The following is a 12,549-nucleotide window of genomic DNA, read 5'->3' as shown; positions in this document are numbered from 1 at the left end:
AATGTTCGTAGCTCCTGCGGGGAGGGACCATGCCGAAGATTAATCGCATCTTTGTTCTTATGCTCGAGAACCGTTCTTTTGATAGCGTATTCGGATTTTCTGAACTGACCGGCACGCTGCCAGATGGAACACCGGCGAAAGCGAATGGTCTACCAGTCGGCCCAATTCTGAATTCGGACCGCAAAGGGAAGTCGTATTCTTTTGGAAAAGGCGCGCCGTTCTTCCTGGGTTTTGACCCGGGCCATGAGTTCACTGACGTCTGTGTGCAACTCTGCGGCCTGAGCGTTGCGACTGCAGACGATGTTGAGGACGACCGGCTTGTATTGGGACCGACGGGGTACCCGGCGCTCGTACGCGACCTCGTGTCCACCGGATTCTGTGCAACATACGGGGATGTTGGAGGTAAGCCGGCCGACGCGTTCTGCGCGTTTACTCCCGACCAACTCCCTGTGCTTAATTTTCTCGCCAACCAGTATGCGGTTTGCGACGGTTGGTTTTCTTCAGTGCCGGGGCCGACATGGCCGAACCGCTTCTTCGCAGTCGCAGGCACATCGTCAGGGCTAGACAACTCTCCTAGCGAGGCCCGGGTATTCGAGGCTCTGTTTACCGATGTCCCTGTCTATGCTTTTCCGAACGGCACAGTATTCTCGAAACTTGCCCCGACGGACTGGCTAGTGGTCCAGGGAGACGTAGCCCAGGCGCGCGCTATCGCCGGTATTCATGAACATCGTGACAGGTTTGTCGGAATGGACAATTTCCTGACGCAACTCCGCGCGGGCACACTCGGTGCAAAATTTGTATATATCGAACCGGAATATGACGCAAAGAATGACTTCCGAAATGGAAATTCCATGCATCCGGCAGGTGATGTCCGGCGCGGTGAGGCATTGATAAAAACTCTATACGACGCAATCAGCACGTCGGCTTTCTGGCCTGAGAGTGTCTTTTTGATTGTTTTCGATGAACACGGTGGTTTCTTCGACCATGTTCGTCCGCCCCCAGCCGTGCAACCAGGCGCGCCAGAAAGTGCCGGACTTAATGAGCATAACTTCCGGTTCGACCGATACGGCGTTCGGGTTCCCGCAGTGGTCATTTCGCCATATGTACGTGCGGGTACCGTCGACCATACTATTTACGACCACACTTCGATACTGAAGACCACTGATAGGTTGCTTGGCCTCAACGGTGCATTAAATTTTTCGGCTCGCGTACGCGCTGCGAATGACTTCTCAAAAGTGCTATCACTTGACGCGCCGCGCGCCGACACTCCTAAGTGCCCCGAACCTGTCGCCATAGACGGTGAGACGGCAACCAGTAGCGGAGCGCCGCGAGCTAAAGACCCGTTCTTGCCGCTCTATGCTCATCGATGAAATCAGCGTGGCCGCTATCGACTGAATACACAACGGGTGCGCTTGGAGCATGGCTGTAACGTGTAAGTCGTTCAGGCGTAACTGAGACGAGAGCGCGCGTCTAATGTGCAGAGGACCCACACCAGTCAGTAGGGCCCAGTGCGCTTCTAGAAAAGTCTCACTAAATCAGCTCCAGGAAAGCGCCAGGAGCATCCGCTGTTGTACGATGTTTCGCCGCAAACTCTGCCGGCGAAGGGTAGTTCATCGGTGGTGTGCGGGCAAGCCATCCGGGTGCCAGATTGTACGCACACAGGCGTTCGACGACGTATCGAGAGTTCCTAGAAGTGATGTAGCAATCTCACCGCGACGCTCCTTCAGTTCATGGACACCGACGCGTAGAAATTCATTCGATGCACTCAAAAATCGGGCAAACCCTCGCTGTTAAAGCACTGCGCGATATCTTGACGCTGTAGCGGTAAAGCCACTATTATGCTTTAAGCTGTCGGGGGAAATATCCGTATCCTAAAAAATAGAGTGGCATGATGGTTATTATAATAATTGCGCTGTTTTTGCTTGGTTTTTTCTTTCAGCCATTGTGGTTGATTCTCGTCGGGTATTTAATTTATATATACGCGTCCAAAAAAAGTCGTCGCGATGAGGCGGTCGAGCGAAGAATAAAAGCGATGGTTTCCTCAGGGGAAAGGCATGCGATATTTAGCGAGCTTTATTTCGAAGGAGCTCATTCTTACGCTATCGCCAAAGGTGCGCAAGCGCCGGAACAGAACGCCGCATCGGCCCATATACTTGTAAACGGGGAGCAGTATTTTGCCACCTTCGTGCGGACAAATACCGGGGGAACCGAAATTTTTCTGAATTTATCCTCATCCGTCAGAAATAGAGTCACAGCTCACATTGCTGCAGATACTTCTCAAGTCGAGTCGACCTCTCGCTCACTTCGGGATGAAATGGATTGTTTGGTTGAGGAGTTAATGGGGATTAAGAGTCCAGAAGGATTTGTTGATGAATATTTTTGCAGTATAAATGATTTGGGTTTTTCGAATATCGATGTGAGGCCAACGTGGTTTGAGAGTAAGGGGGAATTGAGCGGCTTTATTTTTGGTGTTGCTATTAAATCATTTCAGGCCGATATTGCGGATGCATATACGGTGCTTATGTTAAAGGAGGACGGCTTTCGTAAATTGCTGTTTTCTTGCGTGGCAGCGGCTGAGTCAGGTAATTTTGATGTCGCGTTTCAAGAAGGCGTAGCTGCCGCATTTATTAAAAGGGCGTGGGGGCGGCTCGATGATGCACAAAGGGCGCAATTCAGGAATATGCCGGATGATGCTTTAGCTTTCGCTCTACAGTTGAACGACTGACTGGCCATTTTGCCTTGAAAGCCGCAATGGACCAATACTGGGCAGAACGCCGGGGTTCAGTCGGGCCGAGAATGCTACTTCGGAAAAGCTGCCTGAAGATGCCAGCCTCTAGGTGAAAAAGAGGGTGTGTCTGGCCTACAGAACGCCCGCTCGCTGCCAGCCATGATTGGCCCGCGTTTCTGTTACGCGAGGTGCTATGGCTTCGCATCCGGACACGACGTTATTGCTAACGAATCGCGATGGAAAACTATGGGAAAATCTGACCAAGCAGATGCATAGGTTCACTCAACGGTTGTCGTCGGTGTGAAGGCGGTCTTCGAGAAAGCGATAGATATCGCTTGCGCTCACTTCCTCAAGCGGCACATCGCCGATGCACTCAATGAGGCGTTTCCAGACTGACACGCTTTTCGAGATGGACTTGTCGTCGATGGAGCCTTTCCTGTGCGCTTCGTAGGCGGGAATCATGGCAGACAGCAGGGCCCCGGACGCGTCAGGGACCTCAAACTGCGCCGCCTGTCCGCTGAGTATCTCCGAGATGGTGTGTTGAGTCTTCAGCTCCGCTTCTGTGAATGCCAGAACGAGGTCCGGCACCAGCGGGTCGTCGGGCGCGACGAGATATCCGACGTCTTCGGCATATTCGAGCGCGCCTAGCTCAAAACTGGCCCAGGCGCGGGCCGCCTGACCACGGGCGATAACCGTTTTTGCCATGCGGGCGGTCCGCCGACTGAACGACTTTGCCTCGCGCGCCAGCTCTTTGGCTGCGAGCCTGTCCTTCCTTGCGTCGTCGGTCTTGACACCCCGGTCAAAGCGATGTGTATGTTGCCAGTCCGCCGCGCGCATCGCGCAGATTCGGGTGATGAGAGAGGGCGAGAGCGAGGTCGGCTTGCCGGGGGAGTCGTATTCCCGTGGAGGCGGCAACTTGTTGAAGCGCGAGCCTGCCTGTGCTTCGGGAACGTGTCCAGTCGGGGAGGAGGTCGTGTCGACCAGCGAGCGCCCGGGAGAAGCCTGGGCCGCTTTCGTGGCCAGCTCCTGCCATTGGGCGCGCAGCTCGGCTTCGATGCGTGCGCCGACCGCTTTTGCGAGCGTGCGGTCAGCCGTGCCTGTCGACAGGCGGACCCGGGTTTTTCCGACGACGGCCTGCAGTTCCGCAGGCACCGTGATGTCGACATACCAGAACCGGCTGCGGCCGGATGGATGCTTAATCAGTCTGACGGACACGGCGTCCTCTCGTACATCACTGGCACACATTTCCGGCACACCAGACCCTGCTAACGTGTTGAAAACGCAGGATTATACGAGAAATCAACGCCTTATGATGACGTGGCGGAGGCGGTGAGATTCGAACTCACGGAAGGGTTACCCCTTCGCCGGTTTTCAAGACCGGTGCATTCAACCACTCTGCCACACCTCCGGAGCCGCGCATTGTAACCCGAAACGCAAGCGCGGCGGCACTCGCCCAGTCGATCCAGGTCGACCTTATTGCGGGTCCTTCAGGAACAGCGCCTGCAAGTCGTTCAGGAAGCGCTGTCCCAGTTCGGTCGGCGCGATTTTTTCGTAATCGCGCGTGATGAGCCCGCGCCGCTCGGCTTCCTGCAGCGCCGGTTCGATCGTCGTGATCGGCAGGCCCGTGCGCTCGATGAAGCGATGCACCGGGAACCCTTCCACGAGCCGCAGCGCATTGAGCATGAACTCGAACGGCAAGTCGCGCGCATGCACTTCGTGCTCTTCCTGCACCGGCGTGCCCGCGCGCGCCTGCTCGATAAAGGTCGCCGGATGCTTGTAGCGCGCCTGGCGCACGACGCGGTTCGGAAACGAGAGCTTCGTGTGTGCGCCCGCGCCGATCCCGAGGTAGTCGCCGAAACGCCAGTAGTTGAGGTTATGCCGGCACTGGCGATCCGGTTGGGCGTATGCCGAAACCTCATAGCGTCCGTATCCCGCGCCCGATGTGCGCTCGTGAATCCAGTCCTGCATGTCGGCGGACTGGTCGTCGTCGGGCAAGGCAGGCGGGAACTTCGCGAACAGCGTGTTCGGTTCGAGCGTCAGGTGATACAGCGACAGATGCGGCGGCTTGAACGAGAGCGCCGTCTCGATGTCGGCCTGGCATTCGGCGAGCGTTTGCTGCGGCAGCGCGAACATCAGGTCGAGGTTGAAGTTGTCGAAAGTATTCGCCGCGACCTCGACCGCGTGTCGAGCCTGCGCCGCGTCGTGAATACGCCCGAGCGCTTTCAGATGCGCCTCGTTGAAGCTCTGGATGCCCACCGAGAGCCGGTTCACACCGCTCGCGCGAAACTGCGCGAACTTCGCGGCTTCGAACGTGCCGGGATTCGCTTCGAGCGTGATTTCCGCGTCGGCATCGAGTGGCAGCAGGGCGCGCACATCCGAAAGCAGCCGATCGAGACCCGCTGCGGAAAGCAGGCTGGGCGTCCCCCCGCCGATGAACACCGTATGCACCTGGCGGCCCCAGACGAGCGGCAACGCCTGTTCGAGATCGGCGCGCAGCGCGTCGAGGTAGTCGTCTTCGGGGAAGCGCTCGCCCTTCCATTCATGCGAGTTGAAATCGCAATACGGGCACTTGCGCACGCACCACGGGAAATGCACGTAGAGCGCGAGCGGCGGCAGCGAAGTGAGGCGAATGCTGCCAGGCATCGTGAACGACTGCACCACGTCGATGCCGATTCGATGCTGCTGGCTCACGCTTCCTCCTGCAGTCGCGCGAGCAGTTGGCGCAGGGCGACTGCGCGATGGCTCGACGCGTTCTTGAGCGCCGGATCGAGTTCGGCGGCGGTGGCTTCCAGCTCGGGAACGTAGAAGTAAGGGTCGTAGCCGAAGCCGTTGTCGCCGCGTGGCGAGTCGAGCACCTCGCCGTGCCAGCGGCCTTCGGCGATGAGCGGCTCGGGGTCGTCGGCATGGCGCACGAGAGCGAGCACGCAGTAGTAGTAGCCGCGGCGATCCGCGTGATCCTTCAGGTTCGCGACGAGCAGCGCATTGTTCGCCGCGTCGCTCTTCTCGCCGCCCGCCAGTTGCGCATAGCGCGCCGAATACACGCCCGGCGCGCCGCGCAGCGCACGCACGCACAGGCCCGAGTCGTCGGCGAGCGCGGGCAGGCCCGTGAGCTTCGCCGCGTGGCGTGCCTTGGCGAGCGCGTTTTCCACGAAGGTCGGATGCGGCTCCTCGGCTTCGGGCACGTTGAGCGCGCCTTGCGGGACGAGCTCGATGCCGGCCGCGCCGAGCAGCGCCGCGAACTCGCGCAGCTTGCCCGCGTTGTTCGAGGCGAGCACGACGCGCGCGAGCGCGTGAGCCGCGGTATTAGCCGCCGATTCCGGCTGCAAGTCAGCCATGCGAGCTCTCCAGCGCCGCCTTCTGCTTTTCGATCAGCGAACGGATGCCGCCTTGCGCGAGATCGAGCAGCGCATTCAGTTCTTCACGCGAGAACGGCGCGCCTTCCGCCGTGCCCTGGACTTCGACCATGCCGCCCGAGCCCGTCATGACGACGTTCATGTCGGTGTCGCATTGCGAGTCTTCGTCATAGTCGAGATCGAGCACCGGCACGCCTTCGTACACGCCGACCGAAATCGCGGCCACGTAGTCGGTGATCGGCGAGCGCTCCAGGCGGCCGGTGGCCAGCAGCTTCGAGACGGCGTCGTGGGCGGCCACGAACGCGCCCGTGATACTCGCGGTGCGCGTGCCGCCATCGGCTTGCAGTACGTCGCAGTCGAGGTTGATGGTGCGTGCACCGAGCGCCTCGAGGTCGAACACCGCACGCATGGCGCGGCCGATCAGGCGCTGGATCTCCTGCGTGCGGCCCGTTTGCTTGCCGCGCGCGGCTTCGCGGTCGCTGCGCGTGTGCGTGGCGCGCGGCAGCATGCCGTACTCGGCGGTGAGCCAGCCCTGGCCCTTGTCGCGCAGGAACGGCGGCACGCTTTCGGACACGCTCGCGGTGCACAGCACCTTCGTGTCGCCGAACTCGACGAGGACCGATCCTTCGGCGTACTTCGTGTAGTTGCGGGTGATGCGGACTTCGCGAAGCTGGTCGGCGGCGCGGCCGGAGGGGCGCTGGTTGGATTGGGTCATCGTGAGGGTGCGCGAGGGCACGAGAGGGAAGGGGAAACCATGATTTTACCGCCTAAGCGCGCCTCGCGATGGACGCCACCCGAAGGTGGCGAGGAGGCGCCGGGAGGGGAAAAAGGGGGCCGCCTGAGCGAGGCGCGCCATGCAGCCCGCGCTTGCGAAGGCGCGCCCTCAAAAATGGGATAATGTGGATTCTCCGCCCCGCGCTTTTCGTCCAATCGCGACAACACGCCGGGCGCCTCGATTCCTCCGCCGTGACCCGAGCGCCTTGCGCACGACGCCACGGCTTTCTTCGCGAGACGAACCATGATTTACAGCATGACCGGCTATGCCAGCGCCACGCGCGAGCTTGCTGCGGCATCGGGCACGGGCGGCGCCAGTGTCTCCGTCGAATTGCGCACGGTGAATTCGCGCTTTCTCGACCTGAACTTCCGCATGCCCGAAGACGTGCGCGTGTGCGAGCCCACGCTGCGCGAAATGCTGATGACGAAGCTCTCGCGCGGCAAGGTCGACATCCGCATCAACATCCAGAAGAGCGAGCAAGGCGCCAATGCGGGCACGCTCAACCGCGACGCGCTCGATCAGCTCGCCGGACTCGAGCGCGCCGTGCTCGAAGCGTTTCCCGAGTCGGGCCGTTTGCGCACGGGTGAAATCCTGCGCTGGCCCGGCGTGCTGGCGGAAAGCGGCGTGGCGGCGGAAGTGCTGCGCGACGCCGTGCTCGGCTGCGGCAAGCAGGCCATCGTCGATCTGATCGAAGTGCGCGCTCGCGAAGGCGCGCAGCTCGCCAACATGCTGCTGGCGAACGTCACCGAAATGGAGGCGATCGTCGCGCGCATCACGCCGCTCGTGCCGGAGCTGATCGCGAAGCACCAGCAGAAGATCGTCGAGCGTCTGCAGGAAGCGCTCGGCATTGCCGCGCCGGACAGCAATGGCAACGGCGGCAGCATCGGCAATATTTCGCGCGAAGAAATTGCCGAGCGCATTCGCCAGGAAGTGACGATGTACGGAATTCGCATCGACATCGCCGAAGAGCTCTCGCGCCTCACGGCGCACCTGAACGAAACGCGGCACGTGATCGAGAAGGGCGGCCGCGTCGGCAAGCGCCTCGACTTCATGATGCAGGAGCTCAACCGCGAAGCGAACACGCTCGGCTCGAAGGCGGCGGCGAAAGAACTCGCAGACGCCTCGATGACGCTCAAGCTGCTCATCGAGCAGATGCGCGAGCAGGTCCAGAATCTCGAATGAAGGAAGCAACGAACATGACCGACCAAAGTAGCGCCCCCAAAGCGGACGCGAAGCACGACAAGAAGCGCAATCCGTATGCGGGCATGTACCCCGGCAACCTCTTCATGGTGGTGGCGCCGTCGGGTGCGGGCAAGTCGACGCTCGTGAACGCGCTGCTCGCCGAAGACAACGCGATCCGCCTGTCGGTTTCGTACACGACGCGCGCGCCGCGTTCGAAGGAACGCGACGGCGAGCACTACCACTTCACGTCCGTCGACGACTTTCTCACGCGCCACGCCGCGGGCGAGTTTCTCGAGAGCGCTGAAGTGCATGGCAACTACTACGCCACGTCGCGCGTGTGGATCGAAGACCAGATGAAAATCGGCCATGACGTCCTGCTCGAAATCGACTGGCAAGGCGCGCAGCAGGTGAAGAAGCAGTTCCGCAATGCCGTGGAAATTTTCATCCTGCCGCCGTCGCTCGAAGCGCTTGCCGACCGCCTGAAAAAGCGCGGCGAAGACGAGCCGAACGTCATTACGCGACGCCTGCTTGCAGCGGGCAGCGAGATCGCACACGCGAGCGAATCGGAGTACGTCGTGATCAACGAGAACTTCGATCGCGCGTTGCAGGAGCTGCGCAATATCGTGAGCGCCACGCGCTTGCGCTTCGCTTCGCAATACGCGCGGCATACCGAGCTGTTCGTGCAGCTCGGTATCCACCACCCGCAGCCCGGCGCATCGGGCACATAAGGTAGAATAAGAACCTGCTGAGAATGAGAAGGAACCCGACATGGCCCGCATCACCGTCGAAGACTGTCTGAAACAGATTCCGAACCGCTTCGAACTGGCGCTCGCCGCGACTTATCGCGCTCGCCAGCTCGCACAAGGTCACACGCCGAAGATTGAAAGCCGCGACAAGCCAACCGTTGTCGCGCTGCGCGAGATCGCGGCTGGCCAGGTCGGCCTCGAAATGCTGAAGAAGGTGCCCGTCTAAGGGCGCGTTCGCAGGCATTCCGCCAGGCATGTAGTTCGTACCGCGCGCAGTTGCATGAACCGGCTTAACCGTCAACGCCAAACCTGATACGGAGGGGAACATGAGCACCACGCCCTCGCCGGCCACCGACGTGGACCAGGAAGCGGAGACAGCGAGCCCTGCGCGCAATTACATCGACGCGGTCCTCGAACAGTCGTTTCGCCATCTGTTCGGGCCGACCGCGACGCCGGAGCAGCCCCGCAAGCACGGGGTCGTCTCCATCGCCAATCTGACCGCCGCGCTCTCCGGTTACCTCACCCCCGAGGAAATCAAGGAGGTCAAGGCGGCGTTCCACTTCAGCGATGAAGCCCACCTCGGGCAATATCGCCAGAGCGGCGAACCCTATATCACCCATCCCGTCGCCGTCGCGGAAATCTGCGCCGGCTGGAAGCTCGACGCGCAGTCCATCATGGCCGCGCTCCTGCACGACGTGATGGAAGACCAGGGCGTGACCAAGGCGGAACTCGCCGAGCGCTTCGGCGCGAAGGTCGCGGAACTGGTCGACGGCCTGTCGAAACTCGACAAGATGGAGTTTCGCAACCGCGAGGAAGCGCAGGCGGAAAACTTCCGCAAGATGCTGCTCGCGATGGCGCGCGACGTGCGCGTGATTCTGGTGAAACTCGCCGACCGGCTGCACAACATGCGCACGCTCGGCGCGGTGCCGCCCGAAAAGCGCCGCCGCGTGGCGCGCGAGACCATCGACATCTACGCGCCCATCGCGCACCGTCTTGGCCTGAACAACACCTATCGCGAGCTGCAGGACCTGAGCTTGGCGAACTTCAACCCGAATCGCTACGCCACGCTCGAAAAGGCGGTGAAGGCCGCGCGCGGCAATCGCCGCGAAGTGGTGAGCAAGATTCTGGAAGCGGTGCAGCGGGCAATTGCCGACGCCAAGCTCGACGCCGAAGTCACGGGCCGCGAGAAAACCATCTTCAGCATCTACAAGAAGATGCGCGACAAACAATTGTCGTTCTCGCAGGTGCTCGACGTGTACGGTTTTCGTGTCGTGGTCGAGTCGGCGCTCGAGTGCTACACCTGCATCGGCGCGCTCCATGCGCTCTACAAGCCGGTTCCGGGCAAGTTCAAGGACTACATCGCCATTCCCAAGGTGAACGGCTATCAGTCCCTGCACACCACGCTAGTGGGCCCGTTCGGCGCGCCCATCGAGTTCCAGGTCCGCACGCGCAAGATGCACGAAATCGCCGAGGCTGGCGTGGCCGCGCACTGGCTCTACAAAAACGGCGGCGCGGATCTCAACGACGTGCAAAAACGCGCGCACCAGTGGCTTAAGTCGCTGCTCGACATCCAGAGCGAGGTCGGCGACTCGAGCGAATTCCTCGAACACGTCAAGATCGACCTGTTCCCGGACGCCGTATACGTGTTCACGCCGAAGTCGAAGATCATGGCGCTGCCGCGCGGCGCCACGGCGCTGGACTTCGCTTATTCGATCCATAGCGACCTCGGCAACCAGTGCGTGGCCGTGAAGATCAACAACGAGCTGCTGCCGCTGCGTACGGAACTGAAGAGCGGCGACATCGTCGAGGTGATCACCGCGCCGTACTCCAAGCCGAATCCGGCGTGGCTCGGCTTCGTGCGCACCGGCAAGGCGCGTTCGGCGATCCGGCACTATCTGAAGACGATGCGGCTCACGGAGTCGGTGCAGCTTGGCGAGCGGCTTGTCGATCAGGCGCTCAAGGGCTATGGCTACCAGCTTTCGGAAGTCACGCCCGAGGTGTGGGAAAAGCTGGTGCAGTGGACCGGCAACAAGAACCGTCAGGAAATTTTCGCGGACATCGGTCTTGGCCGGCGCGTGGCCGCGGTCATGGCCAAGCGCATCGAAGTGCTGATGAGCGGTCAGGATGCCGACGATGCCGAGCATCATCATCCGCCGCGCGACCCGAATGCGCCGCCAGCGCCGCCTGTCGTCATCACGGGCACCGAAGGCATGTCGGTGCAGCTTTCGGCTTGCTGCCGCCCGATCCCTGGCGACGACATCATGGGCTATATCGGCATCGGTCTCGGTATGGCGATCCATACGACCGACTGCCGCGTCGCGCAACGTATCCACCGCCGCGATCCGGGCCGCTGGATCGACGTGGCATGGGCGCCGCAGCCGGGGCGTCTGTTCGACGTCGCGGTGAAGGTGCTCGTGAAGAACACCAAGGGCGTGTTCGCCCGGGTGGCGGCCGACATTACCTCGGCGGATGCCAACATCGTGCACATCGCGATGGACGACGATCTGGCGCAGGAATCGAACATGTTGCGTTTCGTGATCCAGGTGAGCGACCGCGTGCACCTCGCGAACGTCATGCGCCGTGTGCGCACGAATCCGGACGTGATGCGCATTGCGCGTGAGCGTTCGAGCGACGACGGGCACCACCGCCATGACGGCGGCATGCGCATCGAACGAGAGCGCGCGGATTATTGATCGGGGCGGGTAGCTCGGGGCGCGTCGCGCTGGCGCCTCGCATCACGATGTGCCGTTACGTGCCACGAATCACTCCCACCGAGCGCCTCGCGCGGTAATCTACCGTTATCTCATGCCGCATCGCTGCGGCAACCTGGCCGGGCTTGCCGGTCATGCCGCCATCTTCCTTCGACCCGAAACGAGGGACTCGAAATGAACGTAGCTGAACTGACCGGCCTCGCGCTCGATTATTGGGTGGCGCGCAGTCTGCCGGACTTCGTACGCGAAATCTATTTCACCGACAGTGGCGAGACAGTCGCCGTGCGCGGCAACGACCGCGGGCGTCCATGGGATGGCCGCTTCATGCCGACCGATTCGTGGGAGGCGGCCGGCGTGGTGCTGGATCGCGCAAAGCGCGTGGAGCTTCGCGAAGGCGAGCCGGCTTCCTGTGTGGCGGAGTTCGAGAGTGGGGCGGGCGCCGTGAAAGCCCACGGAGAAACCACGCGTGAGGCGTTGCTGCGGGCGTTCGTCGCAAGCCGCTTTGGTGAGACGGTAGGGGAGATGCTGCGACAGCCCCAGGCATTGCTGGGCATGGGCATGGAGCCCGTGGCGGAGCCCACCGCGATTGGCGACGTGGAGGACCTGCCGCGACCCGACGCGCAAATCGGCGACATCGGTACGCCGCCGCGCTAGGGGCGTGCATCGCGCGAGACAGCAGACATACCCGATTCTGCTGCTGAAAAGACAAAGGGCCTTTCCGTTCGGAAAGGCCCTTCGAATGGTGGCGCGGCTGGCAGGATTCGAACCCACGACCCCTTGGTTCGTAGCCAAGTACTCTATCCAACTGAGCTACAGCCGCACGCTAAAACGATACTACTTACAACACGATACTGCTTGAAAGTGTTCCAAGATCAAATTGACAGGGAACATTTCGAATAAGTGGCGCGGCTGGCAGGATTCGAACCCACGACCCCTTGGTTCGTAGCCAAGTACTCTATCCAACTGAGCTACAGCCGCACGCAGAAGTGAGATTATAGCAGGGGTTCGAAAAAAGGGAAGACCCTTATCGCGATTTGTCTTGGGGCGAGGTTCG

At 61.1% G+C, this 12,549-nt stretch carries 11 protein-coding genes and 3 tRNA genes; 7 read left to right on the top strand and 7 right to left on the bottom strand.

Annotation, left to right across the window (positions count from 1 at the left end):
• The first annotated feature begins 29 nt into the window (after window positions 1-29).
• Window positions 30-1,370, top strand: a complete 1,341-nt coding sequence (locus U5A58_RS30575; RefSeq protein WP_321964233.1) for an alkaline phosphatase family protein — start codon at window positions 30-32, stop codon at window positions 1,368-1,370.
• A gap of 518 nt (window positions 1,371-1,888) precedes the next feature.
• Window positions 1,889-2,725, top strand: coding sequence for a hypothetical protein (locus U5A58_RS30570; RefSeq protein WP_321964232.1), 837 nt, complete (start codon window positions 1,889-1,891; stop codon window positions 2,723-2,725).
• A gap of 285 nt (window positions 2,726-3,010) precedes the next feature.
• On the opposite strand, the gene U5A58_RS30565 is transcribed toward U5A58_RS30570, so the two are convergent.
• The 5 genes from U5A58_RS30565 to rph all read right to left on the bottom strand — a co-directional run bounded on the left by U5A58_RS30565 (window position 3,011) and on the right by rph (window position 6,796).
• Window positions 3,011-3,943 (bottom strand): DUF6538 domain-containing protein, encoded by a 933-nt coding sequence (locus U5A58_RS30565; RefSeq protein WP_321964231.1) that lies wholly within the window; start codon window positions 3,941-3,943, stop codon window positions 3,011-3,013.
• A gap of 103 nt (window positions 3,944-4,046) precedes the next feature.
• A tRNA-Ser gene (locus U5A58_RS30560) sits at window positions 4,047-4,136 on the bottom strand.
• A 65-nt stretch (window positions 4,137-4,201) separates the two neighbouring features.
• Window positions 4,202-5,371 carry a radical SAM family heme chaperone HemW gene (gene hemW / locus U5A58_RS30555; RefSeq protein WP_321964281.1) on the bottom strand — a complete coding sequence of 390 codons (1,170 nt, stop codon included), beginning with the start codon at window positions 5,369-5,371 and terminating at the stop codon, window positions 4,202-4,204.
• Between the two features lie 44 nt (window positions 5,372-5,415).
• Window positions 5,416-6,063 (bottom strand): RdgB/HAM1 family non-canonical purine NTP pyrophosphatase, encoded by a 648-nt coding sequence (gene rdgB, locus U5A58_RS30550; RefSeq protein WP_321964230.1) that lies wholly within the window; start codon window positions 6,061-6,063, stop codon window positions 5,416-5,418.
• Window positions 6,056-6,796, bottom strand: coding sequence for a ribonuclease PH (rph, locus tag U5A58_RS30545; RefSeq protein WP_321935136.1), 741 nt, complete (start codon window positions 6,794-6,796; stop codon window positions 6,056-6,058). Before rph ends, rdgB begins: the two co-directional genes overlap by 8 nt.
• Window positions 6,797-7,099: 303 nt before the next feature.
• Here rph and U5A58_RS30540 point away from each other — a divergent pair, with 303 nt between their 5' ends.
• The 5 genes from U5A58_RS30540 (at window position 7,100) to U5A58_RS30520 (ending at window position 12,149) form a co-directional block, all read left to right on the top strand.
• Window positions 7,100-8,038 carry a YicC family protein gene (locus tag U5A58_RS30540; RefSeq protein ID WP_321964229.1) on the top strand — a complete coding sequence of 313 codons (939 nt, stop codon included), beginning with the start codon at window positions 7,100-7,102 and terminating at the stop codon, window positions 8,036-8,038.
• 14 nt (window positions 8,039-8,052) lie between these two features.
• A complete protein-coding gene (gmk, locus tag U5A58_RS30535) occupies window positions 8,053-8,766 on the top strand; it encodes a guanylate kinase (RefSeq protein ID WP_321964228.1) in 714 nt (237 codons plus the stop codon).
• Window positions 8,767-8,806: 40 nt separating this feature from the next.
• Window positions 8,807-9,010, top strand: coding sequence for a DNA-directed RNA polymerase subunit omega (gene rpoZ, locus U5A58_RS30530; protein ID WP_006400783.1), 204 nt, complete (start codon window positions 8,807-8,809; stop codon window positions 9,008-9,010).
• A gap of 100 nt (window positions 9,011-9,110) precedes the next feature.
• A complete protein-coding gene (locus U5A58_RS30525) occupies window positions 9,111-11,477 on the top strand; it encodes a bifunctional (p)ppGpp synthetase/guanosine-3',5'-bis(diphosphate) 3'-pyrophosphohydrolase (RefSeq protein ID WP_321964227.1) in 2,367 nt (788 codons plus the stop codon).
• A gap of 192 nt (window positions 11,478-11,669) precedes the next feature.
• Window positions 11,670-12,149, top strand: coding sequence for a phage protein NinX family protein (locus tag U5A58_RS30520; RefSeq protein WP_321913885.1), 480 nt, complete (start codon window positions 11,670-11,672; stop codon window positions 12,147-12,149).
• An 89-nt stretch (window positions 12,150-12,238) separates the two neighbouring features.
• Here U5A58_RS30520 and U5A58_RS30515 read toward each other — a convergent pair.
• Both U5A58_RS30515 and U5A58_RS30510 read right to left on the bottom strand, forming a co-directional pair.
• Window positions 12,239-12,315, bottom strand: a tRNA-Arg gene (locus U5A58_RS30515).
• A gap of 81 nt (window positions 12,316-12,396) precedes the next feature.
• Window positions 12,397-12,473: transfer RNA gene (locus U5A58_RS30510), tRNA-Arg, on the bottom strand.
• Window positions 12,474-12,549: the final 76 nt, after the last annotated feature.

This window comes from Paraburkholderia sp. J7, assembly GCF_905220155.1.
Lineage (GTDB): Bacteria > Pseudomonadota > Gammaproteobacteria > Burkholderiales > Burkholderiaceae > Paraburkholderia.
The sequence above is the reverse complement of the archived record's forward strand: the minus strand, read 5'-3'. Positions and strand labels throughout refer to the sequence as shown.

Coding starts and splice junctions, on each gene's coding strand:
- U5A58_RS30575 (WP_321964233.1), top strand. CDS start 30: ATGCCGAAGATTAATCGCATCTTTGTTCTTATGCTCGAGAACCGTTCT.
- U5A58_RS30570 (WP_321964232.1), top strand. CDS start 1,889: ATGATGGTTATTATAATAATTGCGCTGTTTTTGCTTGGTTTTTTCTTT.
- hemW (WP_321964281.1), bottom strand. CDS start 5,371: ATGCCTGGCAGCATTCGCCTCACTTCGCTGCCGCCGCTCGCGCTCTAC.
- rdgB (WP_321964230.1), bottom strand. CDS start 6,063: ATGGCTGACTTGCAGCCGGAATCGGCGGCTAATACCGCGGCTCACGCG.
- rph (WP_321935136.1), bottom strand. CDS start 6,796: ATGACCCAATCCAACCAGCGCCCCTCCGGCCGCGCCGCCGACCAGCTT.
- U5A58_RS30540 (WP_321964229.1), top strand. CDS start 7,100: ATGATTTACAGCATGACCGGCTATGCCAGCGCCACGCGCGAGCTTGCT.
- gmk (WP_321964228.1), top strand. CDS start 8,053: ATGACCGACCAAAGTAGCGCCCCCAAAGCGGACGCGAAGCACGACAAG.
- rpoZ (WP_006400783.1), top strand. CDS start 8,807: ATGGCCCGCATCACCGTCGAAGACTGTCTGAAACAGATTCCGAACCGC.
- U5A58_RS30525 (WP_321964227.1), top strand. CDS start 9,111: ATGAGCACCACGCCCTCGCCGGCCACCGACGTGGACCAGGAAGCGGAG.
- U5A58_RS30520 (WP_321913885.1), top strand. CDS start 11,670: ATGAACGTAGCTGAACTGACCGGCCTCGCGCTCGATTATTGGGTGGCG.